Here is a 25,315-nt window from a genome sequence, read left to right on the forward strand (position 1 = left end):
AAAGGCCCAGAGCCCCGCCCAAGGTGGGGAAGATCAGCGCCGCGATGACGTTGAAGAGGAAGATGACGGAGATGGACTGAGCAATCTCCTCATCGTCCGCACCGATCACCGGCGCGGTGGCGGCAATGGCGCTGCCGCCGCAGATGGAGGAGCCCACGCCGATCAGGGTGGAGATATTGGAATCCATCCGCATGGCCTTATAGAGGACAAAGGACACGATCAGGGACGTCGAAATGGTGGAGACGATGATGGGCAGAGACTGTCCCCCCACCTGGAGCACGCTGGAGAGATTCATGCCGAATCCCAGCAGCACCACTGCCAGCTGCAAAATCTTCTTGGAGGTATAGGTGATGCCGCTTTTTGCCTTCCCCTGGTCCTTCCAGACGAGAGCGATGACCATGCCGATGAGGATGGCAAATACAGGGCCGCCCACCACCTCGAATCGCTGCCCCAGCAGCCAGGCAGGAATGGCCAGCACCAGGCAGATCAAAATACCCAGCGCATTTTTCTTCAAAAATTCCATTGTGGTTCTCCTTTACACATACATTCGGCTTTGTATCATATCATGCTGTTAAGCATTTGTCAAAAAAAGTTGGGGCGGCAATCGTCGCCCCAGTTCAGGTCCCGGATTCAGTTCAAAGGGATCTCCGTATCGCCCCACAGCAGATGGTCTGCCTGAGACAGGTCCACAGGGGCGGTAAAGGCGCTGGAGCAGACCTGGAGGCCATCCTCTTCCCCGGCAAAGCCACCGGAAGCCGATACCTCCGTGCCGTCCTTCAGCACCACGGTTACCGGTGCGTCAGGGGTGATGGAAACCTCCATTGCCATTTGGCTTCCGTCCGCCGACTGGACCGCCATGCCGCTCCGGCCCTGCGACATCTCCTCAGCTGCCTGCTCTGCGGCCCGGGCTGTGGCCTCGTCGATCCGGTAGCTCCACCGGACTCCCAGGGGCGAGAGTTCCAGGGTTTTCAGAGTAATGGGTCCCCAGGGTGTCTCGGTGGTGACACCATCCACATCCAGGGTCATCGCGCTGCCTTTGCCCATATGCTCCGAGATGGGGAAGGAAAAGTCTCCGGTGAAGATCGGAGTAAAGGTATTGTCGGTTCCCCACTTCCAGAGCCCGGGGATATGGAGAGTCAGCCCGTCCAGGTCCTGGTCGGCGGAGAGGTTCACCACCACGGTGATTTTGTTGTCGGTGGGATCGTCATCTTCCAGGCAGGTGATGTCCGCGGAACAGGACATGTCTTCCCGCTCCTGGCCATCCGCTGTCTCCAGGCGCATCCGCACCTCCGGAGCCACCCCGCCGGAGAGCCAATAGACAGCCTCTTTCTCATCCAGCACCGGCAAAACGGTCCCGGCCGGGGCCTTCACCTCCAGCATCAGATACAGTACGCCCTCCGCGCCGAACGCATCCAGCGGCGTGATGGTGGCACCATCGCTGGTGACCGCGGCAGGCAGTCCTCCGCTGAGGGATTTCACCACCGCCTGCTGGCCCTGGCCCATAGGGCCGAAGTAGTTCTCCCACAGGGACAGCGTCACCGCCGCGGCGGTGCCCACCAGCACTGCCGCAGCCAACGCGGCGGCCATGCCCCGTTTCATCCAGCGGCCATGACGGCGGGGCTCCTGGGCTGTCTGCTGTGCCATGAGGGCATCGGTCAGCAAGGCTTTTCCACTTTTTGTAAACCGCAGTTTTTCCAATTCACTCTGATAGATACTCTTGTCCATATCTGCCTCCCAGCATCGTTCTCAGCTTGGCCTTGCCCCGGTAGAGATAGGTGCTGACCTGACGGGGACTGCACCCCATCAGCACCGCGATCTCCTCCACGGTGTATTCCTCGTAATAGCGCAGGTAAACGGCCCGCCGGTACTTCTCCGGCAGGGCCTGTACCGCCTCCAACACCGGACTCTCCCCTGGCTCCGGCAGGTACACGGCTGCTTCTCCGGCGGCTTCCAGAGGAGCCCGGCGCCGCTGCCAAGCGGACTTACGGAAGTCCTTGCAGCAGTTGACCGTCACCCGCAGGACCCAGGCCCGTTCCAGCCGCTCCTCATCAAAGCGGCAGGAACTGGTCAGCAGCTTCAAAAGCACCGTCTGACAGATGTCTTGGGCATCGTGGACACTGCCGGTCCAGGTGTAAGCCACCCGCAGCACCGTGTCTGCCCAGCGGTCCACTGCCGCCTCCGCCTGTTCCCTTGTGTATGTGATCTCTTCCGTTGGTATCCTCTCCCTTCCCGGTACCGTTCACTGACAAAACGAAGCGGACTCTGCCAATCTGACAGCTGCAGCAAAAAAAGCCGCCGGGAAATTTTCCCGGCGGCTTGGTATGCGGCTTGGTATGCGGATTGGGGCTCAGCCCTCTTCGGCGATCTTGCGTCCCATCAGGGTGCCCATCACAGAGGCCATCATCAATCCCCGGGTCCAGCCGGAGCTGTCGCCCAGGCAGTGGAGCCCCTGGAGGCTGGTATTGAAATCGGTATCCATCTTCACCCGGTTGGAGTAGAACTTCAGCTCAGGAGAATAGAGCAGAGTTTCCGTGGCGGCGAAGCCCGGCACCACGTAATCCATAGCCTGAATGAAATTGATGATGTTCATCATAGCCCGATACGGCATGGCGGCCGTGATGTCACCAGCCACGGCGTCCGGCAGCGTAGGCCGCAGGTTGGACTGGGCCAGTTCCTTCTGCCAGGTGCGCTTGCCGTCCAGAATGTCCCCGAACCGCTGGACCAGAATCTGACCGTTGGCCAGCATGTTGGTCAGCTCGCCCACCTTCTGGGCATAGGCAATTGGCTGATTGAAGGGGACGGAGAAGTTATGGGAGCAAAGAATGGACAAATTGGTATTGTCACTCTTGAGATCCTTATAGGAGTGGCCGTTGACCACTGCCAGGTCGTTGTCGTAGTTCTCCTGGCTGACGAAGCCGCCGGGGTTCTGGCAGAAGGTGCGGACCTTGTTCTTGAAGGGCTTGGGATAGCCCACCAGCTTGGACTCATAAAGCACCCGGTTGACGGTCTCCATGATCTCGTTGCGCACTTCCACCCGGACGCCGATATCCACCGTGCCGGGAGCGTGGGCGATGCCGTGCTCGGCGCACAGCTTCTCCAGCCAGTCAGCGCCGCGGCGGCCGGTGGCCACTACGGTGTGCTTGGCATAGATCTCCAAATCGGTCTTGCCGTCGGAAATGGCAACGCCCTTGCACACGTCGTTTTCCAGAATGATATTGCTGCACTCATAACCGAAGTACATCTCAACTCCGTGCTCCTGGAGGAACTGCTCAATGGCCAGGTAGATGCCCTGTGCCTTCTCCGTACCCATGTGACGGATGGGGCAGTCCACCAGCTTCAACCCTGCCTGGATGGCACGTTTGCGAATCTCTTTGCGCTCCTCCTCGTGTTCCAGGCCCTCAATGTGGGTGTCAGCGCCGAATTCCAGGTAGATCTGGTCTGCGTAATTGATGGTCTCCTGGGCCAATTCCGGGCCGATCAGGTTGGGCAGATCACCGCCCACCTCATAGCTGAGGGAGAGCTTGCCGTCAGAGAAAGCACCGGCACCGGAGAAGCCGGTGGTGATGTGACAGTAAGGCTTGCAGTTCATGCACTTACGGGTCTTATCCTTGGGGCAGTGGCGCTTTTCCACCGGCTGGCCCTTCTCTACCATGATGATTTTCTGCTTGCTGCCCTTTTTGATCATCTCCAAAGCGGTAAAAATTCCCGCAGGGCCCGCACCGACAATGACAACATCTGCGTTCATAATGATCGTTCTCCTCTTTATCTGACTGTCTGATATCTGGCTGTCTTATTTGGCTGATAGTTCCACTCCGTGGCGCACCAGCGTCAGCGGCGGCACTGCCCGGGGGAGTTTCATATGGAATACCATTTGGGGCGTTCGGGGTTCCGTCAGCGGAGCTCCCTCCCCGTCCGTCATGTCCGGCACGGTCATGGCAAAGGGCCGCAGATCCGGCCCCACCAGTTCCACCGTGTCGCCTGTACGGAACTTGTTGCGCAGAGACAATGTAGCATTTCCCTGCTCGTCGCAATCTGTGACAAGCGCAACCACTTGCCACTCTCGGATGTATCGGGACGTCTCATAATACTGCCCCGGCGCACCGTAGTAAAAGCCGGTGGAGTATGGCCGGTGGCTGACATGGTCCACCTCATCCCGCCAGACCGGGTCGATTTCCCGGCCGGAGAGCACATCGTCCAGACAATGGCGGTATGCGCCGGTGACGATGGCCGCGTAATAGGCCGACTTGGCCCGTCCCTCGATTTTCAGGCTGTCCAGTCCCGCATCAATAAGATCTCCCACATGGTCGATCATGCACATGTCCCGGGAGTTGAGAATGTACGTCCCCTGGGCATCCTCCTCAATGGGGAAATACTCTCCGGGCCGCTTCTCCTCCATCAAGGCGTACTGATAGCGGCAGGGCTGGGCACAGGCGCCTCGGCTGGAATCCCGGCCGGTCATGTAGTTGGAGAGCAGACACCGCCCGGAATAGCTCACGCACATGGCGCCGTGGACGAATGCCTCGATCTCCAGATCCGCCGGCGTCTTTTCCCGGATCTCACGGATCTCCTCCAGACTCAGCTCCCGGGCCAGGATCACCCGCCGGGCGCCCAGGCCATACCAGGCCCGGGCGGTCTCATAATTGCTGATGCTGGCCTGGGTGGAGATATGACGGGCACACCCCGGAGCGTATTTGCCTGCCAGGGTAAAAGCCCCCATATCTGCCACGATCAGCGCATCCACGCCGGCGTCGTTCAGAAGTTCCAGATGAGCCGGCAGCCGGGCGATCTCGTCGTTGCGGGGCATGGTGTTGATGGTGCAGTGCACCTTCACGCCTCGCTGGTGGGCATAGGCCACCGCCTGACGAAGCTCGTCCTCATCAAAGTTTCCGGCAAAGGCCCGCATGCCGAAGCTGGTGCCCGCCAGATACACGGCGTCGGCACCATAGGCCACCGCCATTTTCAGCCGTTCCATATCTCCGGCTGGGGCCAGCAGCTCCGGCCCTTTTCGCATCTTAGTTTCCTGCATAGTCACTGCTGTTGACGAACGCCAGGTGATCGGCGTAGTTGGTGAAGAAGTGATGGACGCCGTCCTTGCCGAGGGCGTAGTAGTAATAATCGGTGTTGTCCGGTTCCAGCGCTGCCTGAATGGCGGCAAGGCCGGGATTGGCAATGGGCGTGGGCGGAAGACCAGCGTACTTATAGAGGTTATAGGGGGAATCGGTCTGCTTGTCCGCTTCCGTGATGCTCCCCTCGTGATCCGGCAGGGCGTAGAGCAGCGATGCGTCGATCTGCAACAGGCCGTAAGTGCCCTGCTTGTCGCCGGAACCCTCCAGACGGTTGTAAATAACGGAGGCGATTTTGGTCTGATCCGTCCCGTCGGTCTCTTTTTCAATGAGGGAGGCGATGGTGATGATGTCCTTCAGGTCGTAACCCCGCTCCTCCGCCTTGTCCAGCAGGTCGTCGTCCAGCTTGCTGTTGAAGTTCTTGATGAGACGGCCCAGCGCATTGGCAGGCTTTTCGTTCAGGTAGAAATCATAGGTGTCCGGGAACAGGTATCCCTCCAGACGGCTGATATCCTCGGAAGAATTGTCAATATAGCTGTAATCAAAGGTAGCCGTCTGGGCCGCCTCGGTGAGAGCCTCTTCGGTGTTGACCCCGTTTTTGGCCAGCAGGGCGATGATCTGCTCCACGGTATAGCCCTCGGGAATCGTGACCCGCACGGTATCTGTATTCATGCTGCCGGAGGCATTGTGCATGGCGGAGATCAGCGCCCGGTAGTCCATATCGGTGTTGAGCTCATAGGTACCGATGCCGATCTTGTCCTTGGCACCGGAGACCCCGGCAAAGAGCCGGAAAAACCATTTGTACTTGATAAGGCCCTCGTCCTTGAGCTTGTCGGCAATGCTGCCCATGGTGTCATCCGCCGTGACCTGAATAGTGGCGGTGTGATCGTCTTTGTTAAAGGCACAAAGATCTGAGGCCAGCAGCCAGCCCACGCCTGCCAGAATGGCGGAGACGATCAGCACGAACAGAATATACAGCACCGGATTGACGCGGCGGCGCCGGCGGCGGCGCTGCGGCGGCCGTTGTGCAGCTTCCTGGCTGTGGCGCACCTGCCGGGCATCCCAGCTGGCGGTATCTCCCCGTTTGAAGTCTTCCATGTGAACCTCCATCCTCCCCGTTCCGGCGCGCATGCACCGGAAACGGTCCGATTTGTTCTGATTGATTTCTTTTGCCCGTATTTTATCGTGGTCAGGCTCCCTTTTGCTCTTCGCCGCATAGAATGTCTCAAAGCGAGGTGAGCAACATGTGCCTGAACAACGGAAACGGTGACTCCTGCCTGTGGATCGTCCTGATCCTCATTCTTGTGTGCTGCTGCGGCGGTTTCTGCAGCGGAAACGCAGGAAACTGTGGCTGCAACTGCGGATGCAGCTGTGGCTGCGGCAACAACAACTGCGGGTGCGGGGACAACTGCGGCAGCTGCTGCTGAAGCGACGGCAAAGTGGGACGCGGCAGGCGTCCCTTTTTGCCGGTCTGTGCGGGGACAACCTTACAAAAAACGCCGCACCTGCGCCCAGACCTCACTGTGGATGTCCTCCACGGTGCGGACACTTCCATCCCGGTCGCAGTGGATGACGGTCCAGGCAAGATCACGGGCGATCTCCCGGGCGTTCATCCGGCAGCTGCGGAGGTATTCCTCGTCCTGCTCGTGGATGTCCGCCTGGGTACCGGTGGCCGTTTCCCGCCGGCGGAGCATCTGCTCGGAAAGTTCCGTAGGCAGATCCAGGTACACCACCAGGTCCGGCGCAGGAAGGCCAAGACGGCGGTACTCCAGATCAAAGAGCCAATTCAGGAACTCCCTCCGCTCTCCGACAGGCAGCTTGGACGCCTGATGGACGGCGTTGGAGGTGGTATAGCGATTGGCAATCACCACACCCCCCTGCTCGTAAAACGCCCCCCAGTCCTCTTTATAGGAGGCAAAGCGGTCCACCGCGAAGAGCACCGATGACGCGTAGGCATTCACGTCTCCGGGGTCGCTGCCCAGCGCGCCGTGGAGATACAGGTTTGCCGGTTCGGCAAAGGGGTTGCCGTACCGGGGAAAGTCGATCTCCCGGAACGCGATGCCCTCCTGCTGGAGATGCTGGCCCAGCATCCGAGCCTGGGTGGCCTTGCCGGAACCGTCGGTTCCCTCCAATACGATCAGCTTTCCGCTCATCTCCGCTTTCCTTTCTCCTGCTTGACATGAACCAGAAACAGCGGCAGCTTCATCATCCGGCCAATGCGGCGGGGCTCCTTCAAAAGGCGATAGAACCACTCCAGCCCGTGGTCGCACCAGAACTTGGGGGCCCGCTCCACCACGCCGGCGAACACATCCAGGCTCCCGCCCAGGCCGCAGAGCAGATGAGCGCCGGTGGCAGTGCCGTTCTTCGCCATCCACTTCTCCTGCTTGGGCGCGCCCAGGCACACCAGCACCACGTCCGCGCCGCTTTCCCGGATAGCTTCCACCACTGGGGCATCCTCTTTGAAATAGCCGTCATGAGTGCCGGCGATCTTCAGCCCAGGATACTGCTCACCCAGCCGTTTTCCCGCCAGCTCCGCCACGCCGGGTTTGGCACCCAGCAGATAGATGGACCGGCCTTCTTTTGCCAGTTTTCCCATCAGCCCCATGGCAAATTCAATGCCGGGAACTTTTCCTTTCAGCGGCGTCCCCAGCATGGCTGCACCCTTGACGACGCCGACACCGTCCGCCAGTACCAGATCCGCATGATTGACAATGTCCATCACCGCCGGGTCCGCCCGACAGACCTCTACAATCTCGGGATTGGGGGTGACCACGTAATGGGCACCGGGGGCGCGGACCAGGTCCATCCCGGCCTCCACCGCTTCTTCCAATGTCAGGTTGTCGAACCCGACGCCCAACACGTCGATACGCATATCAAACACCTCGCTACATACTCATACAGTTTATGATTATACCATACAGGTTGACCTCTGGCAACCTAAAATCGTCCATTTACGTCGGAAAAGCCGCTCTGCCGCCTCTCCGCTCCGACGTAAAAAACACCCGCCCCCTCCGGTGTGCGCCATGAAAAGGCGTTTTCCGGAAGAGCCGGGTGTTCGATTTGATTTGCCGCAATCCGGCGCAGGACCTGCCGGCACCGCCTGAAAAGGCCGGTTTACGCCCGCTTTTCCAGCGCTCCGCTGTACCGGGCCCGGAAGTCCGCGAAGGTTCCCTCGTCCAGAGCGGCACGGATCTTCACCATGAGTTCATTGTAAAAATACAGGTTGTGAAGTACCGCCAGGCGCAGGGCCAGCACCTCGTCCGCCTTGAAGAGGTGGCGGAGGTAGGCCCGGGAGTAGTTCCGGCACACCGGGCAGCTGCAGCTCTCGCTGATGGGCCGCTCGTCGGTCTGGTACTTCTCGTTGAGGATGTTGACAGTTCCCTCCCAGGTGAAGAGCTTGCCATGGCGGCCGTTGCGGGAGGGCATCACGCAGTCGAAGAAGTCCACGCCCCGGTACACCGCCTCGATGATGTTGCTGGGGGTGCCCACCCCCATGAGGTAGCGGGGCTTGTCCTTGGGCATGTGGGGTTCCACGGCGTCGATGATCTCATACATCACCTCCGCAGGCTCTCCCACGGCAAGGCCGCCGATGGCGTAGCCGTCACAGTCCAGCTTGGCGATCTCCTGCATGTGCCAGACCCGCAGGTCCGTGAAGGTAGCACCCTGGTTGATGCCGAAGAGCATCTGATGGGGGTTCACCGTGTCCGGCAGGCTGTTGAGTCGGTCGTGCTCAGCCTTGCACCGAGCCAGCCACCGTGCCGTCCGCTCACAGCTGGCCTTGGCGTATTCATAGGTGGCGGGGTTCTCCACGCACTCGTCAAAGGCCATGGCGATGTCGCTGCCCAGGTTGGACTGGATGCGCATGGACTCCTCGGGGCCCATGAAGATCTTGTGGCCGTCGATGTGAGAGGCAAACGTGACGCCCTCCTCCTTGATCTTGCGCAAAGAGGCCAGGGAGAACACCTGGAATCCGCCGGAGTCCGTCAGGATGGGGCCATCCCAGTTCATGAATTTGTGAAGTCCCCCCATCTGCCGCACGATGGCGTCACCGGGCCGCAGATGCAGGTGGTAGGTGTTGGACAGTTCGATCTGGCAGCCCACCTCTTTGAGGTCCTGGGCGCTGACGCCGCCCTTGATGGCCGCCTGGGTGCCCACATTCATGAACACCGGGGTTTGCACCACGCCGCCGTGGGCACAGGAAAACTGACCGCGCCGGGCGCGGCCCTCCGTTTTGAGCACGTTGAACATATTGATCTCCTAGTTTGATATTGATTGCCAGGGCATCAGTGGATGAACATGGCGTCACCGAAGCTGAAGAAACGATACTTCTCCCGCACGGCCTCCTCGTAGGCGCTCAGGATGTGTTCTCGGCCCGCAAAGGCGGACACCAGCATAATGAGCGTGCTCTCCGGCAGATGGAAGTTGGTCACCAGACCGTCCATTACCTTGAAGCGGTAGCCCGGATAGATATAGATGTTGGTCCAGCCGGCCTTGGCCTCCATATGGCCGTCCTCCGCCGCCCAGGACTCCAGGGTCCGGCAGGAGGTGGTGCCCACGCAGATGCACCGGCCGCCGGCCGCTTTTGTGCGGTTAATGAGATCCGCCGTCTCCTGAGGGATGGTGCAGAACTCGCTGTGCATCTCGTGGTCCTCGATGGTGTCCTCCTTCACGGGACGGAAGGTGCCAAGGCCCACGTGCAGCGTCACATACCCGATCTTCACGCCCTTGGCCTGGATGGTCTCCAGCAGCTCTGGCGTAAAGTGCAGTCCGGCCGTGGGGGCCGCAGCGCTGCCAAGGACTTTGGAGTAGACCGTCTGATACCGCTCCTGGTCCTGCAGCTCTTCTTTGATGTAGGGAGGCAGCGGCATCTTGCCCAGATGCTCCAGCACCTCCAGAAAAATCCCGTCGTAGTCGAAGCGGACCAGGCGGTTCCCGCCCTCCAGCTCGCCTACTACCTCGGCGGTCAGCTCTCCGTTGCCGAAGGAGAGCTTGGCACCCGTGCGCATCTTCCGGCCCGGACGCACCAGGCACTCCCAGGTCTTGTCTCCCCGGTCGATGAGCAGCAGCACCTCACAGGCTCCGCCGCCGGGGAGCCGCTGGCCCAGAAGCCGGGCGGGCAGCACCCGGGAGTCGTTGAGGATCAGACAGTCGCCGGGATTGAGAAAGTCCGGCAGCTCGTAGAAATGATGGTGTTCCACCGCACCGGTGGACCGCTCCAGCGTCATCAGACGGGAGGCATCCCGCTTTTCGATGGGCGTTTGAGCAATGAGTTCCTTGGGAAGGTCGTAGTAAAAATCACTGGTTTTCATGTCAAATCCTGTTCTTCACCCAATGGTGATGTCTGTATAATAAAATTCCAGAATATCCTGGTAATTGTAGCCCTGTTCCGCCATGGCCTTGGCGCCGTACTGGCTCATGCCCACATGATGCCCATTTCCGATACCGGTAATCACAAAAGTATCGCCGGGGGCAGCAGAGCCGCCGCCGGAAAGGGCGCTGGTGGTCCCGCCGCTGGAGATGGCGTATAGACTGCCCGAGAGCGTGGAGACGGTCCCACTGCCGGAGATCACGCTGGCGCCCTCCAGAGAGGAGCGCTGGTTGGAGGTGCCGTTGATGTAGTAGCTTCCGCTGCCGCCGCTGCCGCCGGAGATGGTGAAGTTCAGGCTGCGGACGTTCTTGCCGTATGTGGTGCTGTAAAACGCCATCCGGGCGGAGTCGCCCTTCACCGTCAGCGTCTTGCCGGAGCTGTCCACGAACGTGACCTTATAGACATGGCCCAGGGGGGTGTACTCCGAGATGTACACGTCCCGGACGGTGCCGATGGAATAGCCGCTGTTCTGCAGAACCCAAGTCAGCTGTGCGGGAGTATAGGTGACGGTATAGGTGTAGTTGGGGATGGTGGTCTTGGCCTCGTAGGGGTCCACCTTTCCCTTCAGGTATCCCACATCGCTGCCCCAGACATAGGAGGCATCCTCCGTGGCGCCGCCGTCAGAGGAGTGATAAACCGCCTCCACCAGATTTCCGCGATACCACAGGCACTCCCCTGCCGTCTCCTCCACCGCCCGGTTGCTCTGATCGGTCGCGGTGTTGAGGCCGTTGTACACCTGGCAGTCCGTGGTGTTGCATACGTCAAAGCCGTAGCTTGCAAGGTGCTTGGTGGTATAGCAAGCATAGGTTCGGGCGCAGACCGCCTGGGCCTTCAGGGCCTCCAGCGGCCAGGAGCCGCTCATCTCATAGGGAAGGACGCCCTTGACATAGCTCTCCAGATCCACCACGTTGATGACGTTCAGATTGCCGCCGGTGACCCGGGGGTACTCAAACCCGCCCTGGTACTTGTATCCCTTGAACCAGGTGACCGCGCTCCGGCTGCCGCCGTCCGGCAGAACCGCCAGATTCAGAGCACCGCCGCAGTCGAACTCAAAGAGCACCTCCGTGGTACGGGTCACCGTCACCATCACGCCGGTGGGGCCGGACTTCACCGCGTCACCGCCGCATTTTGCCGCCATGTCCTCCGCTTCGCTCCGACTCTCATAGCAGCCCACCCGGACCACAAATTCCCCGTCGATCCAGGCGGGGTATCCGCCGCTCCATGCCTCCGCTTCATTCAGCGCGTCCCTGTAGCTGTCAAAGCCGCTGATCTGAGCATGCCACGGCCCCAGGGTCCGGCTGCCGGAGGAGGCGGAATAATTGCCGGAGGAATCCAGATAAATCGTCCCGGAGGCGGTCATGGAAATGGCGGTCTCCCCTGTCTCTCCCAGGTCGTGGAAGGACCGGTCTCCGTCATACCATCCAAACGTGTATCCGCTGCCCACTTCATTTTCCAGATTGGCGGAAAACATGGCCGAGGACCCGTACCGCAGCCCTACCTTTACCGTGTCATTGGTCACGGCAGAGGCGGAAACTGCAGAGAGTGCGAAAAAAGTGACAACAAAAGTCAAGGTCAAAAACAGCTTTTTCATGCATCCTCCCAACGTCCGCAGCCTTGACGGGCCTGGAAAAGTATGCTACCATACATACAAATGTCCGTGCCAGAAAAACAAGGCTTGCATTTCCCTAATATTCGGTATTATAGTACAAACCAGCAGTACATTCAACCCAAATCGCCCAAAACCGGTGATCGGATGGTCTGCCGGAATCAAAGCAGCAGGAGGAACATATCATGAAACAGTACAAAGTTGGCATTATTGGCGGCACCGGCATGGTGGGACAGCGGTTCATCACCCTGATGGAGAACCATCCCTGGTTCCAGCTGACCGCCATTGCCGCCAGCGGCCGCAGCGCCGGAAAAACTTACGCGGAAGCGGTAGAAGGCCGTTGGGCGCTGGAAACTCCCCTGCCGGAAGAGGCGAAAAATCTGGTGGTTCTGGACGCCGAGGCCGACGCCGAAAAACTGGCTGGCATGGTGGACTTCTGCTTCTGCGCCGTGGATATGAAGAAGGAGGACATCCGGGCGCTGGAGGAGAAGTATGCCAAACTGGAGTGCCCCATCGTTTCCAACAACTCCGCCCACCGCTGGACGGATGACGTGCCTATGGTGGTGCCGGAGATCAACCCTGAGCACACCGCCGTCATTGAGGCCCAGCGCAAGCGCCTGGGCACCAAGCGGGGCTTTATCGCCGTAAAGTCCAACTGCTCTCTCCAGAGCTACGTCCCCGCACTGCACCCGCTGAAAAAGTACGGTCTGGAAAAAGTCCTGGTCTGCACCTATCAGGCCATTTCCGGTGCCGGCAAGACCTTTGCCCGCTGGCCCGAGATGGTGGACAACTGCATCCCCTACATCGGCGGCGAGGAGGAAAAGAGCGAGCAGGAGCCCCTGAAGCTGTGGGGCCATCAGGAAAACGGCAAGATCGTCAAGGCCGCCGGTCCCGCCATCACCGCCCAGTGCTTCCGGGTGGCCTGCCAGGACGGCCACATGGCCGCCGTGTTCATGAAGTTTGCCGACGGCAAGACCCCCTCCATGGAGGAGATCAAGGCCGACTGGGCCGCCTTCCGGGGCGTACCCCAGGAGCTGGAACTTCCCTCTGCCCCCAAGCAGTTCCTGCACTATTTTGAGGAGCCGGACCGCCCCCAGACCCGTCTGGACCGGAATCTGGAGCATGGTATGGCCGTCTCCATCGGTCGTCTGCGGCCCGACACCCAGTATGACTACAAGTTCGTCTGCCTCTCCCACAACACCCTCCGGGGTGCTGCCGGCGGCGCAGTCCTGCTGGCGGAGCTTCTGTGCAAGCAGGGATACATGGACTGATTCCTTCCCCCCTGCGTTACCAAAGAACCGGATGCCTGTACGGCATCCGGTTCTTTCTTCTCTGCTTCCATAAATGAAAGCATGTTTTGCATGGTTTTTGGCACATTTTCAGATTACACTGCATAAAGTCATCCTGTACAATCGAAACCAAAGCCAACACAAGGTCGAACGGTATAGGAGGTACAACCATGCGCACGCCACTTTTCACCGGCTCGGGCGTAGCTATCGTCACGCCCTTCACCAAAGAGACCGTGGACCTGCCCGTTCTGGGGCGGCTCCTGGATTTCCAGCTGGAAAACGGAACAGATGCCATCATTGTCTGCGGCACCACCGGTGAGGCCAGCACCATGAGCTATCACGAACGGATGCGGACCATTGAATTCTGTGTGGAACACGTGAACGGCCGGGTACCGGTGATCGCCGGTTCCGGCTCCAACGCCACGGAAAATGCCATTTCCCTCTCCCGGGATGCGGAACATGCGGGGGCAGACGGACTGCTGCTGGTGACCCCTTATTACAATAAGGCATCCCAGGCAGGTCTAATCCGCCACTATCTCACCATTGCCGACGCAGTGAAAGTCCCCATGATCCTCTATGACGTTCCCTCCCGGACTGGAGTGACCATGGCGCCGGAGACCTATGCCACGCTGGCCAAACACCCTAATATCAACGGCGTCAAGGAGGCATCCGGCAATCTGGGAACCATCCAGCGGACGGTGAACCTGTGTCCGGAAGATTTCACCATCTGGTCCGGCAACGACGACGAGACGGTCCCCATCTGCGCACTGGGCGGCAAGGGCGTCATCTCCGTGGTGGCCAATATTCTGCCAGCGGAGATGCACACGCTGGTAAAGCTGTGCCTGGACAACGACTTTGCCCAGGCGGGCACGCTCCAGCTGGCGCTGAAAGATTTCTGCGACGCCATGTTCTGCGATGTCAATCCCATCCCCGTGAAAACCGCTCTGAACCTTCTGGGCTGGGACGTAGGTCCCCTGCGGCTGCCGCTGTGTGAGCCAAGCGAGGCAAATGTCCAGCGCATCCGTCAGGCTCTGACCAAGATGGGACTGACCCTGGCGGAACCATAAGCGTTTCTCTGAAACGACCGAAGCGGCCGTCCTTTTGGACGGCCGCTTTTTAATGTGTTGGGAGGTGCTGAATCAGCCATTGGAGGATTCTGCCAAGGAGTCCCGAACCCGCTCCAGGTTCTCTTTCAGGGACAGCGCATTGTCATAGGGACAATCCGCACTCCAGAAGCACAGGTCATCTTGAAACGCTCCGCCATCGGTGCCGAAGCGTACGGTCCCGCCCTGGGTACTCAGCAGCAGAGTGCTGCCGGCAAGATAGCCATGGACCTCCTCTAAAAAAGCAGCGATGGCCCCGGGGTCGAAGTCCAGAATTTCCGCACCGCTGGTGTCAAACTCCACCCGGTTTTTCCGAACTGAAACCTCTTCCCCTTCTGTATTCAGCGTGAACAGCTCATAGGAATAGGAGCCCAGTCCCTGCCCGATCCAGGGGTCATACCGCAACAGACAGTCCCGTCCGTCTGTTTGGCAGGCAAACAGGGAACTCCAGCCGGCGTGGGAATCAGAAAAATCCTCCTGGCTCCAGAGAATGGAGCCATCCTCCTTTTTGATATGCAGCTCATACCAGGCCGCCGTGCCTTCCGGCGACCAGACTGTTGTGACTTCCGCCGTCTCCGGTGCACCGTCCCCGTCAAAGTCCCACAGGCCAGGCAGAGACTGCCGGGTCTGCTCCAGGGTGCTGCCGGTCAGCTGATCCGCCTGAGAGCGAAGCGCACAGCGGTAAAATCGCTGGGGGCCGCTGTCGCCGCCCAGTCCCACGGTCAAAAGAAGGGTGTTCTCATTCTGCCAGCTTCCCCAGGAGCTGCCATCCGGCAAAAACGTATATTCCGGGATCGGTCCACCATCCGGCATCGTCACATCCCAGGCAAGAAAGGTCTGCGTATCGATGACGGTGACCACTTGGTAGGTGCGGGCCCGCCGGGCGATGGCCGCATACCGGCTCCCCGGAGACCACAGCACCGACTGATGATAATAGCCGATGTCCTCCCATAAAACTTCGCCGCTCTTCCGGCTGACCAGCTGGATTCGCTCCGCCGGATAGAGCCCCGCCGCAGTAATACTGGTGTCCGCGCCCATCTGCCGGACATAAAACCGTCCGTCCGGGGAGCAGATCTCCCCTTCCAGCGGTGCAACAGCAGCATACGCGGGGAGATCTGCTTCCGGCTCTTTCTGGCAAAGCTGATCTGCCGCTGCCACCCCTGCTGTTACTGCCAGCAAGAGCGCCAGCCCCACAAGCTGCTGCCTGAACATGAAAAGTGCCACCTCCACACTGAGATACGCTCAGTATAGAGGCGGCACTTTGCGGATTCAACTACATTTTGGTTACAAGCCGCAATTATCCCTTCAGACGGGAGAGCATTTCCTCCCGCTGTCCGGCGATATACTCGTCGTAGGTGCACATCTTGTCAATGAGCTTTCCGTCCACGAACTCCATGATGCGGTTGGCAATGGTCTCCACAAACTCATGGTCATGGCTGGCAAAGAGCACCACGCCCTTGAAGTCGATCAGGCCGTTGTTCACAGCGGTGATGGATTCCAGGTCCAGGTGGTTGGTGGGCTGGTCCAGAATCAGCACGTTGGAACCGTAGAGCATCATCCGGGAGAGCATGCACCGCACCTTCTCACCGCCGGAGAGGACCTTGACCGGCTTGTACACATCGTCGCCGGAGAAGAGCATCCGGCCCAGGAAGGAACGCTTGAAGGACTCTGTACTCTCCTCTGCCGTGTTCCCCGTGTACTGGCCCAGCCACTCCACCAGGTTCAGATCGCAGTCGTTGAAGAAGGCGGAGTTATCCAGGGGGAAATAGCTGGTGGTGATGGTGGTGCCCCACTTGAAGGTACCCTCATCCGGCTCCAGCTCCTCCATGAGGATCTTGAAGAGGGTGGTCTTGGCGATCTCGTCCTCTCCCACGAAGGCGATCTTGTCGCCCTTGTTCACCCGGAAGGAGACGTTGTCCAGCACCTTGCGGCCGTCCACGGTCTTTGAGAGGCCCTCCACTGCCAGGATCTCCTTGCCCGGTTCCCGGTCCATGGTAAAGCCCACGAAGGGATAGCGCCGGGAAGAGGCGGGCATCTCCTCTACCGTCAGCTTATCCAGAAGCTTGCGGCGGGCGGTGGCCTGCTTGGACTTGGACTTGTTGGCGGAAAAGCGGGAGATGAAGTCCTGGAGTTCCTTGATCTTCTCTTCCTTCTTCTTGTTCTGATCCCGGATCATCCGCTGCATCAGCTGGCTGGACTGGTACCAGAAATCGTAGTTGCCCACATACATGCGGATGCCGCCGTAGTCCACGTCCACGATGCTGGTGCAGACGGTATTGAGGAAGTGACGGTCATGGGAGACCACGATGATGAGGCTCTCACACTCCATCAGGAAGTCCTCCAGCCATTCGATGGCCTGGATGTCCAGGTGGTTGGTGGGCTCGTCCAGGAGGATGATGTCCGGCTTTCCGAAGAGCGCCTGGGCCAGCAGCACCTTCACCTTCTCCTTGGCGGTAAGGGTGCTCATCTCACTATACAAAATGTCATTGGAGAGTCCCAGACCCTGGATCAGACGGGAGACGTCGCTCTCGGCCTCCCAGCCGCCCATTTCGGCGAACTCCGCTTCCAGCTCGCTGGCCTTCACACCGTCCTCATCAGAGAAGTCCTCTTTCTCATAGAGGGCATCCTTTTCCTTCATCACATCATAGAGATGCTGGTTGCCCATGATGACCGTGTCCAGTACCGTGTAAGCATCATACTGGAAGTGGTCCTGCTTCAAAACGCTCATCCGCTCGTTCTTGGGGATGATGACCTCGCCGGTCGTAGGCTCCAGATCGCCGGAGAGAATCCGCAAAAACGTGGTCTTTCCAGCGCCGTTGGCGCCGATGATGCCATAGCAGTTGCCGGGGACGAACTTCAGGTCCACGTGCTTGAAAAGCGTCTGGCCGGAGAAGTTCAAGCTGACGTCATTGACAGTGATCATGGTAATTCCTTTCCTTGCTTGTTCTATCAAAACGCACAAACAGGCGCGGCGCTGATGCGCCGCGTCTGCCGCGTGCTTTTATTTTTCTTCCAGGATGGCCTTGTGGTAGACCTTCTTGCCCTTTTTCACTACGACGCCCTCGCCGCAGCAGTCCTTGCAGGTCCACTTGGCGGCGATGTCGCCCACCTTCTGGCCGTCCACGCTGACGCCGCCCTGCTGTACCAGCCGCCGGGCCTCCGCCTTGGAGGGAGCCAGACCGCATTTGATGAGCAGCGTCAAAATGTCGATCTCATCGCCGGCGAAATCCTCCCGGCAGAGCTTCGTGCAGGGCATGTTGGCGGAATCGCCGCTGCCGCCGAAGAGCGCGCGGGCGGCCTCCTGAGCTTTCTGGGCCTCTTCCTCGCCGTGGACCAGTTTGGTCAGCTCGTAGGCCAAAATCTCCTTGGCAGTGTTGAGCTGGCTGCCCTCCCAGCTGTCCATCTCGTCCACCTGCTCCAGAGGCAGGAAGGTCAGCATCCGGATGCACTTCAAAACGTCGGCGTCGCCCACGTTGCGCCAGTACTGGTAGAAGTCGAAGGGAGAGGTCTTGTTGGGGTCCAGCCACACGGCGCCGGAGGCGGTCTTGCCCATCTTCTTGCCTTCGGAGTTCAAAAGCAGCGTGATAGTCATGGCGTAGGCATCCTTGCCCAGCTTCTTGCGGATCAGCTCCGTGCCGCCCAGCATGTTGGACCACTGGTCGTCGCCGCCGAACTGCATATTGCAGCCCACGGTCTGGAACATGTGGTAGAAGTCGTAGGACTGCATGATCATATAGTTGAACTCCAGGAAGCTCAGGCCCTTTTCCATACGCTGCTTGTAGCACTCCGCCCGCAGCATGTTGTTGACGGAGAAGCAAGCGCCCACCTCCCGCAGGAGATCCACGTAGTTGAGCTTGAGGAGCCAGTCGGCGTTGTTGAGCATCATGGCCTTGCCCTCGCCGAACTCGATGAACTTGCTCATCTGCTTTTTAAAGCACTCGCAGTTGTGCTGGATGGTCTCCGGCGTCATCATGGAGCGCATGTCCGTCCGCCCGGAGGGGTCGCCAATATAACCGGTGCCGCCGCCGATCAGGGCGATGGGACGGTTGCCTGCCATCTGCAGCCGCTTCATCAGGCACAGCGCCATGAAGTGGCCCACATGGAGAGAGTCGGCAGTGGGGTCAAAGCCAATATAGAAAACGGCCTTGCCGTTGTTGACCAGGTCCCGGATCTCCTCTTCGTCGGTCACCTGTGCAATGAGCCCGCGGGCCTTGAGTTCTTCGTAAATCTGCATGATGAATGATCTCCTGTTCTTTTTTAGATTCCGCCGGACGGAACAAAAACGCCCTCGTCCCGGCCGGGACAGAGGGCGAACAGATTCGCGGTACCACCTCTGGTTCACCGCCCCCTCACGGAGACGGCCTCACGTCGTGCCATCACACGACAGCGCGGTAACGGGCGCTCCCGGAGCACGCCTACTGGGCAAAAGCCGTTGGGGTGCCAGCTCCAAGGTGTATTCGCCGCCGTCCGCTCTCCCCTTTTCACCGTCCAGGGGCTCTCTATGCAGCATCGTAGCGGATACTTCTCCTCTTCCTCGCTGTATACGTGGCTGATTATATCCGCTCCGCAGCCAAATGTCAAGGCCAGGTGTGGAATTCTGCACGCCGCTGGCACCAGCCGCCGCAAGAAGGCCTTCCGGCGGCAATTTCCGGTCCGGATGATGGCCCCGCAGCCGATAGCGCCGGACCTGTTCCATTCCAACGTCCATCTCTATTTTCTCAGCCCCGGAACAGTGCCGCGCACAGTCCCCGTCCCAGCGCCACCCCCAGCACGCAGAGTCCCAGGCTCAGCACCATGTAAAGACACCCAGCGGGAACACGGCCGGACTCCAGCAGTGTCAGTGTCTCCAGAGAAAAGGTAGAGAAGGTGGTGAAGCCGCCGCACACACCGGTCTTCCAAAACAGCGTCTGGTTCGGAGTGAGCCGGCCCTCGTCGGCCATTCCCACGATCACGCCGATCAGCAGCGCTCCCAGAAAGTTGGTCATCAGGGTCAAAACCGGGAAATCCATCCGGACCGGCAGCAGACTGATCCCATACCGGACAGCCGCGCCGCAGGCCCCGCCCAGGGCCACCCACAATACGCCCATGCTGTTCCCTCCGCGTTACAGATTTTTTCGGTATGACTCGGCCTCGTCCAGCAGCTCCCCGGCACTTTCCAGCAGTGCCGGTGTCACCTTGGTGCCGCCGGTCAGCCGGGCCAGCTCCGCCTTGCGGGCCTCCCGGTCCAACAAGATCACATGTGTAAAGGTTCTTCCCTTGCTCTCGCCCTTCTCCACGGAGAAATGGGTATCCGCCATAGCGGCCAGCTGGGGCAGATGGGTTACGCACAGCACCTGCTTACGGCGGCTGACCTGAGCCAGCTTTTCCGCCACCTTCTGGGCGGCACGGCCGGACACGCCAGTGTCCACTTCGTCGAACACCAACGTCCCAACGGCTTCCTGCTCCGCCAGCACATTCTTGAGGGCCAGCATGATACGGGCCAGCTCGCCGCCGGAGGCGATCCGGGCAATGGGCCTCAGATCCTCCCCCACGTTGGCGGACATCAGGAAGCGAATGGTGTCACAGCCGTCGGGAGACGGCTCCTTCTCCGCAAAATCAATGGCAAAGCGGACCCGGTTCATATCCAGATCCCGCAGTTCCTGCTGAATCCGCTGTTCCAAAACAGCTCCGGCGGCACGGCGGGCCTGTGTCAGCTCCGCCCCGGCAGCACGGACCTTCTTCTCCGCTGCCTGGAGCTGCTGCTCCAGACGGGACAGGGTATCGTCCGCGGTTTCAATAGCGTCCAGCTCCTCCCGGCACTTTTCCAGGTAATTCAGCATGTCCTCCACGGTGGCGCCGTATTTCTTCTTCAGCCGGTACAGCAGGTCCGACCGGCTCTCCACTGCGTCCAGTTCCGCTGGAGAGAAGTCAAATTCTGCCCGCTTATCCCGGATCGTCTCGGCAAGGTCATAGGCTTCACACCGCAGATTTTCCAATCGTTTATAGAGTTCCATCAGGTCATCGCCCAGGGTGCGGATGCTGTAGAGGGACGTCTCCGCCGCCCGCAGAGCCTCAACGGCTCCGCCGCCTTCGTCCCCGCCGTTGAGGCAGTAGTCCGCCCCAGAGAGAGCACCCAGATACTTCTCGCCGTTGCGCAACAGATTCCGGCGGGCCGTCAGCTCCTCTTCCTCGCCAGGCTGAAGGTTGGCCCGCTCTAGCTCGTCGATCTGAAAGCGGAGGCTGTCCATCCGGCGGGCCTTCTCCGCCTCGTCCATCTGGAGGGCCCGAATCTGCCCCCGCAGATCCGCCATCACGCCATAGGCCTGCTGATAGGCTGTCAGCACTCCTTCCGTCCGGCCGAAGCGGTCCAGATAGGCACCGTGCTGTTCCTCATCCAAAAGCTGGGCCCCATCATGCTGACCGTGGATGTTCAGCAGTTCGCTGCCCACCCGGCGCAGCTGCGCCACGGTGATAGGGCGGCCGTTGGCCCGGCAGACGTTTTTTCCATCGGAACCGATTTCCCGCTGCAGCAGCAATTCCCCGTTCTCATCCGGCGCCACACCGGCCTCCGCCAGTCCGGGCAGATCGGCAGGCACACCGGAAAACTCCGCGCTGACGAAGGCATGGGACGCACCGGTGCGTATCAGCTCCCGGGAGGTCCGCCCGCCCAGCACTGCGCCCATGGCGTCGATCACGATGGACTTTCCGGCGCCGGTCTCACCGGTGAGGGCATTGAACCCCGGCCGGAAGGCGATGTCTGCCGCTTCAATGACGGCAATATTTTCGATATGCAGCAATTCCAGCATCACATACCCCTTTACACGTCCAGGTTCCCGGTGGTTACTTCCGCTCCGGTCAGGCGACGCCTGCTTTCACACCGGAGCCGTAGCGTGGGAACCCTTACAGCATCTCCTTGATCTCCTCGCAGAAGGCGGCGGCGGATTCCGTATCCCGCATCAGCAAAAAGGCCGTATCGTCTCCGGCCAGGGATCCCACCATGTAGGTGATATCCATGTTGTCCAGAGCGGAGCAGGCCGCACTGGCCAGGCCCGGCATGGTCTTGATGACCACGATGTTCTGGGCACTGTCGATGCTGGTAATACTCTCCCGGAAAATGGTCCGCAGCTTCTCCGCAAAGTTCAGCTTTGTTCGGTTTCCGGAGACAGCATATTTGTATACGCCGTGGCCCACCGGTTCCTTGATGAGGTGCATCTGCTTGATGTCCCGGGAAATCGTGGCCTGGGTGGAGGTGATCCCCCGCTCCTGGAGTCGAGAGAGCAGCTGCTCCTGGGTTTCGATATTTTCCTGGGAAATGATCTCCAGGATCATACTCTGTCGGTCATTTTTCATCGTCAAATCCTCCCGGCAGCATTTTTTTCGCAAAGATCTCGCAAAAGCTCTTCTCCGTCAGACGGACCAGTTTGGTGGTGTACTTGCTGCGGCGCACCAGCACCTGATCGTCCGCCCGCAGCGGAAACGCCCGGCTTTCATCCACGAAGAGATAGACCGGCTTGCGCCCGTTGCGTTCCAGCTGAATGGTCAGCGTATGCTCCGGAGAGAGCACGTAAGAGGAAAAGCGCATATTGTGGGTGCAGATGGGACAGACCACCATAGTCTGGGCCACCGGCTCCACCACCGGCCCGCCTGCGGACAGGGAATATGCCGTAGAGCCGGTGGGCGTGGCCACGATCACGCCGTCTCCCGCAATATCCGCCAGATGGCGTCCGTCGGAGGAGATCTTCAGATGGATCACATGAGAGATGGGACCCTCCCGGATCACAGCGTCGTTGAGGCCCAGGTTCGTATAGATCTGCCGGCCGTCCCGCAGCACGGACACGTCCAGCATCATCCGGTGCTCCGTCTCAAAGTTCCACTCCTTCAGCCGGCGCAGCTTGTCCAACTCTCCGGCCTCCAGCTCTGCGATGAAGCCAAGCCCTCCCATATTGATTCCAAGAACAGGAATTTTATTGAGGGCCACCAGCTTTGCAAGATGTAAAATCGTGCCGTCTCCCCCGAAGGTGATGAGCAGGTCCGCACTCCGCAGTTCAGGGTGAAGAGGCCGCACATCCACGTCGGCAAAGGCGCCATCTTTCTGATCTTTGAAAGGAGAGCATACCACTGTGCGGAATCCCATCTCCCGCAGCAGCTTGTCCACCCGTTTTGTGGCGTTCATGCCCCGGTCCCGGCTGGGGTTTGGACAGAGGATGATTTTCTTGGGATTCATAGGCTGCTCCCCTCTCCATGCTCTTTCAGCGTCTCATGGGACTCCGCCACCAAGGCGTCCAGGTCGAAGCTCCGCTCCTGCCACTCACCTTTTTCCAGATACCCTAAATACTCGATATTTCCCTCCGGCCCGCGGATTGGAGAATACGTCAGGCCAAGGACTGTAAAGCCAGATTCCTTCGCATGATCCAAGAAGTGCTCCAGCACCTCCCGGTGGACGGCAGGGTCCCGGACCACGCCCTTTTTCCCTACCTTTTCCCGGCCGGCCTCGAACTGAGGCTTCACGAGGCAGGCAACATGGCCCGCGTCCCGCAGCAGCCCATGCACAGCAGGCAGAATCAGCTTCAGCGAGATAAAGCTCACGTCGATGGAGGCAAAATCCAGCTCCTCCGGCACCTGCTCGTGGGTCAGATAGCGGGCGTTGGTCCGCTCCAGGCACACCACCCGGGGGTCCGAGCGGAGTTTCCAGGCAAGCTGCCCGTAGCCCACATCCACGGCGTAGACCTTCTGCGCACCGTTTTGCAGCATGCAGTCGGTAAATCCGCCGGTGGAGGCGCCGATATCCCCGCAGACAGCACCGTGCAGGTCAATGGGGAACGTGGCCATGGCCTTTTCGAGTTTCAGGCCGCCCCGGCTGACATAGGGCAGCACGCGGCCCCGAATCTCAATGGATGCGGTATTGGGGACCGCCGTACCGGGCTTGTCCACCCGCTGGCCGTCTACAAATACCAGACCGCTCATAATGGTGGCCTGAGCCTTCTGCCGGCTCTCCTGCAGTCCCTGTTCCACCAGCAATACATCCAGGCGTGTTTTATTGCTCATGTTCTCTTGCCTCCAGCACGGCCGTCACAATGCCCTGGGCATCCAGTCCAAAGCTGTGCTCCAGCTCTGGCACTGACCCCTCCGGCGCATAGGTCTTGCCGAGATTTTTCAAAATCAGTTTTCGGGGGGCTTTCCCCTGTTCCGCCAGAATCGCCGCTACCCGCTGGCCCACACAGCCTGCGCCGAAGGAGTCCTCCGCTACCAGCAGCGTGTCCGCCGCCGCAAGTTCTGGCCCGATGGTCTCATAATCCAAGGGGGAGATGCGGTTGAGTTTTACAACGCCCGCATGGATTCCCTGCTTTTCCAGTGTTTCCGCCGCCGCAAGCAGGTGGTTGATCATCACGCCGTATCCCAGCAGCGTCAGGTCGCTCCCCGACCGCAGCCGGACCACAGTCTGAGACGACGTATCCCCCCGGTATGCCCCTTCCCCGCCCCGGGGATAGCGAATGGCCACCGGTCCTTCGATCTCAAAAAGGGCCTGACGGAGCATGTGCCGCAGTTCCTGGAAACTGGAGGGACAAAGTACGGTAAAGCCCGGGATCTCTGAGAGGAACAGCGCGTCAAAGCAGCCGTGATGGGTCTCGCCGTCGGCGCCCACCAGCCCGGCCCGGTCCACCCCCAGCACCACATGGAGCTGCTGGAGGGAGATGTCATGAATCAGCTCATCATAGCCCCGCTGCAAAAAAGTGGAGTAGACGGCAAACACCGGCAGCATTCCGCCCTTTGCAAGGCCCGCCGACATGGCCACGCCGTGCCCCTCTGCAATGGCCACATCAAAAAAACGGTCCGGAAACTCCCGGGCGAACCCGGCAAGGCCCGTGCCGTCAGCCATGGCTGCGGTAACGGCGCACACCCGTCCGTTCTCTGCGGCGCAGGCAGCAAGCGTCTTGCCGAACACGCTGGAAAAACTCTCCCCGCCGGGCTTTTTCAAAATGCCCGTCTGGGGATCAAAGGGGGCAACACCGTGGAATTTTCCAGGGTCTTTTTCCGCAAAGGGATAGCCCTTGCCCTTGACGGTGTTTACATGGACCACCACCGGACAGCGCAGTTCCTTGGCCCACTGCAGCACATTGCAAAGCCGGTCCAGATCGTGGCCGTCGATAGGGCCGAGATAGGTAAAGCCCATGTCCTCAAACAGCGTACTTCCGGGCCACAATGTCTGCTTGAGGGTGGACTTGAGTTTGTGACTGAAGCGGTAGACCGGATTTTTCATGGGATTGCGCCCAAACAGGCTGCGGTACCACTTTTTAAAATGATAGTACGCGGGTTTGCTGCGCAGGTGGGTCAGGTGGGTGGGAAGGGCCCCCACGTTGGGATTAATGGACATGCCGTTGTCATTGAGGATCACGATCAGCGGTTCTCCGGAGGCCCCGGCGTCGTTAAGCCCCTCGTAGGCAAGGCCGCCGGTGAGAGCGCCGTCTCCGATGAGGGCCAGAACACTGTGATCCTCATGGGCCAGCGTCCGGGCCCGGGCCATGCCCAGCGCCACGGACACAGAATTGGAGGCATGTCCGGCAATGAAGGCGTCATGCTGACTCTCCCGGGGCTTGGGGAACCCGGAGAGACCGCCGAACTGCCGCAGGGTAGAAAATAACTCCTGCCGCCCTGTGAGGGCCTTGTGGACGTAGCACTGGTGGCCCACGTCAAAGACAAGGCGGTCGGAGGCGGTGTCAAATACCCGGTGGATTGCCACTGTCAGTTCCACCGCTCCCAGATTGGAGGCCAGATGACCGCCGGTCTCAGAGACATGCTGAATCAAGAATTCCCGCAGTTCACTGCACAGAACCGGCAGCTGGGACCGGTCCAGGGCTTTGACGTCCGCAGGGGAATGAATGGTTTCCAAAATCATACGCGCATACTCC

23 protein-coding genes and 1 other annotated feature are annotated in these 25,315 nt (G+C 59.9%); of the genes, 3 read left to right on the top strand and 20 right to left on the bottom strand.

What is annotated here, in order from left to right; translation table 11 throughout:
- The 6 genes from QZL67_RS10695 to mltG form a co-directional block, all read right to left on the bottom strand.
- On the bottom strand, window positions 1-523 hold a 523-nt coding region (locus tag QZL67_RS10695), incomplete at its 3' end, for a putative sulfate exporter family transporter (RefSeq protein ID WP_292920321.1).
- Between the two features lie 107 nt (window positions 524-630).
- Window positions 631-1,725, bottom strand: a complete 1,095-nt coding sequence (locus QZL67_RS10700; RefSeq protein ID WP_022290710.1) for a hypothetical protein — start codon at window positions 1,723-1,725, stop codon at window positions 631-633.
- Window positions 1,700-2,170 (bottom strand): RNA polymerase sigma factor, encoded by a 471-nt coding sequence (locus tag QZL67_RS10705; protein WP_022290711.1) that lies wholly within the window; start codon window positions 2,168-2,170, stop codon window positions 1,700-1,702. The genes QZL67_RS10700 and QZL67_RS10705 overlap by 26 nt, the downstream gene beginning before the upstream one ends.
- 177 nt (window positions 2,171-2,347) lie before the next feature.
- Complete coding sequence (locus QZL67_RS10710; protein WP_022290712.1) at window positions 2,348-3,745, bottom strand: NAD(P)/FAD-dependent oxidoreductase; 1,398 nt, start codon at window positions 3,743-3,745, stop codon at window positions 2,348-2,350.
- A 45-nt stretch (window positions 3,746-3,790) separates the two neighbouring features.
- Entirely contained in the window at window positions 3,791-5,011 is a 1,221-nt protein-coding gene (locus QZL67_RS10715; RefSeq protein ID WP_022290713.1) for a U32 family peptidase, read from the bottom strand.
- Between the two features lies 1 nt (window position 5,012).
- Complete coding sequence (mltG, locus tag QZL67_RS10720) at window positions 5,013-6,161, bottom strand: endolytic transglycosylase MltG (RefSeq protein ID WP_022290714.1); 1,149 nt, start codon at window positions 6,159-6,161, stop codon at window positions 5,013-5,015.
- Window positions 6,162-6,307: 146 nt separating this feature from the next.
- Between mltG and QZL67_RS10725 the strand changes: the two genes are divergently transcribed.
- Window positions 6,308-6,490 (top strand): hypothetical protein, encoded by a 183-nt coding sequence (locus tag QZL67_RS10725; protein ID WP_022290715.1) that lies wholly within the window; start codon window positions 6,308-6,310, stop codon window positions 6,488-6,490.
- Window positions 6,491-6,550: 60 nt separating this feature from the next.
- On the opposite strand, the gene QZL67_RS10730 is transcribed toward QZL67_RS10725, so the two are convergent.
- The 5 genes from QZL67_RS10730 to QZL67_RS10750 form a co-directional block, all read right to left on the bottom strand.
- Window positions 6,551-7,216, bottom strand: coding sequence for a thymidylate kinase (locus QZL67_RS10730; RefSeq protein ID WP_022290716.1), 666 nt, complete (start codon window positions 7,214-7,216; stop codon window positions 6,551-6,553).
- Window positions 7,213-7,935, bottom strand: a complete 723-nt coding sequence (locus QZL67_RS10735) for a WecB/TagA/CpsF family glycosyltransferase (RefSeq protein WP_022290717.1) — start codon at window positions 7,933-7,935, stop codon at window positions 7,213-7,215. The genes QZL67_RS10730 and QZL67_RS10735 overlap by 4 nt, the downstream gene beginning before the upstream one ends.
- Window positions 7,936-8,177: 242 nt before the next feature.
- Window positions 8,178-9,311, bottom strand: coding sequence for a tRNA guanosine(34) transglycosylase Tgt (gene tgt / locus QZL67_RS10740; RefSeq protein ID WP_022290718.1), 1,134 nt, complete (start codon window positions 9,309-9,311; stop codon window positions 8,178-8,180).
- Between the two features lie 35 nt (window positions 9,312-9,346).
- Entirely contained in the window at window positions 9,347-10,372 is a 1,026-nt protein-coding gene (gene queA, locus QZL67_RS10745) for a tRNA preQ1(34) S-adenosylmethionine ribosyltransferase-isomerase QueA (protein WP_022290719.1), read from the bottom strand.
- Window positions 10,373-10,387: 15 nt separating this feature from the next.
- Window positions 10,388-12,022, bottom strand: a complete 1,635-nt coding sequence (locus QZL67_RS10750; protein WP_022290720.1) for a SpoIID/LytB domain-containing protein — start codon at window positions 12,020-12,022, stop codon at window positions 10,388-10,390.
- Between the two features lie 200 nt (window positions 12,023-12,222).
- Between QZL67_RS10750 and asd the strand changes: the two genes are divergently transcribed.
- Together asd and dapA are read left to right on the top strand one after the other, a co-directional pair.
- Window positions 12,223-13,308, top strand: a complete 1,086-nt coding sequence (gene asd, locus QZL67_RS10755) for an aspartate-semialdehyde dehydrogenase (RefSeq protein WP_022290721.1) — start codon at window positions 12,223-12,225, stop codon at window positions 13,306-13,308.
- A 188-nt stretch (window positions 13,309-13,496) separates the two neighbouring features.
- Window positions 13,497-14,393, top strand: a complete 897-nt coding sequence (gene dapA, locus QZL67_RS10760) for a 4-hydroxy-tetrahydrodipicolinate synthase (RefSeq protein ID WP_022290722.1) — start codon at window positions 13,497-13,499, stop codon at window positions 14,391-14,393.
- A gap of 72 nt (window positions 14,394-14,465) precedes the next feature.
- Here the strand turns inward: dapA and QZL67_RS10765 are convergent, their stop codons facing one another.
- From QZL67_RS10765 to dxs, 9 genes are all read right to left on the bottom strand, one after another.
- On the bottom strand, window positions 14,466-15,641 hold the full coding sequence (locus tag QZL67_RS10765) for a hypothetical protein (RefSeq protein ID WP_022290723.1): 1,176 nt from the start codon (window positions 15,639-15,641) through the stop codon (window positions 14,466-14,468).
- A gap of 85 nt (window positions 15,642-15,726) precedes the next feature.
- Complete coding sequence (locus QZL67_RS10770) at window positions 15,727-17,352, bottom strand: ABC-F family ATP-binding cassette domain-containing protein (protein WP_022290724.1); 1,626 nt, start codon at window positions 17,350-17,352, stop codon at window positions 15,727-15,729.
- A gap of 78 nt (window positions 17,353-17,430) precedes the next feature.
- Window positions 17,431-18,663: a tyrosine--tRNA ligase gene (tyrS, locus tag QZL67_RS10775; RefSeq protein WP_022290725.1), complete on the bottom strand. Its 1,233-nt coding sequence runs from the start codon at window positions 18,661-18,663 to the stop codon at window positions 17,431-17,433.
- 68 nt (window positions 18,664-18,731) lie between these two features.
- Window positions 18,732-18,973, bottom strand: a binding site (T-box leader).
- A 174-nt stretch (window positions 18,974-19,147) separates the two neighbouring features.
- Entirely contained in the window at window positions 19,148-19,516 is a 369-nt protein-coding gene (gene crcB / locus QZL67_RS10780) for a fluoride efflux transporter CrcB (RefSeq protein WP_022290726.1), read from the bottom strand.
- Window positions 19,517-19,531: 15 nt separating this feature from the next.
- On the bottom strand, window positions 19,532-21,214 hold the full coding sequence (gene recN, locus QZL67_RS10785; RefSeq protein ID WP_022290727.1) for a DNA repair protein RecN: 1,683 nt from the start codon (window positions 21,212-21,214) through the stop codon (window positions 19,532-19,534).
- Window positions 21,215-21,308: 94 nt separating this feature from the next.
- Window positions 21,309-21,758 (bottom strand): arginine repressor, encoded by a 450-nt coding sequence (argR, locus tag QZL67_RS10790; RefSeq protein WP_022290728.1) that lies wholly within the window; start codon window positions 21,756-21,758, stop codon window positions 21,309-21,311.
- Window positions 21,748-22,632, bottom strand: a complete 885-nt coding sequence (locus QZL67_RS10795; protein ID WP_022290729.1) for an NAD(+)/NADH kinase — start codon at window positions 22,630-22,632, stop codon at window positions 21,748-21,750. The genes argR and QZL67_RS10795 overlap by 11 nt, the downstream gene beginning before the upstream one ends.
- Window positions 22,629-23,453, bottom strand: a complete 825-nt coding sequence (locus QZL67_RS10800) for a TlyA family RNA methyltransferase (protein ID WP_022290730.1) — start codon at window positions 23,451-23,453, stop codon at window positions 22,629-22,631. The genes QZL67_RS10795 and QZL67_RS10800 overlap by 4 nt, the downstream gene beginning before the upstream one ends.
- Window positions 23,443-25,302: a 1-deoxy-D-xylulose-5-phosphate synthase gene (dxs, locus tag QZL67_RS10805; RefSeq protein ID WP_022290731.1), complete on the bottom strand. Its 1,860-nt coding sequence runs from the start codon at window positions 25,300-25,302 to the stop codon at window positions 23,443-23,445. The genes QZL67_RS10800 and dxs overlap by 11 nt, the downstream gene beginning before the upstream one ends.
- Window positions 25,303-25,315: the final 13 nt, after the last annotated feature.

The organism is Oscillibacter sp. CAG:155 (genome assembly GCA_000436875.1).
In the GTDB taxonomy this organism is placed as follows: Bacteria; Bacillota; Clostridia; order Oscillospirales; family Oscillospiraceae; genus Oscillibacter.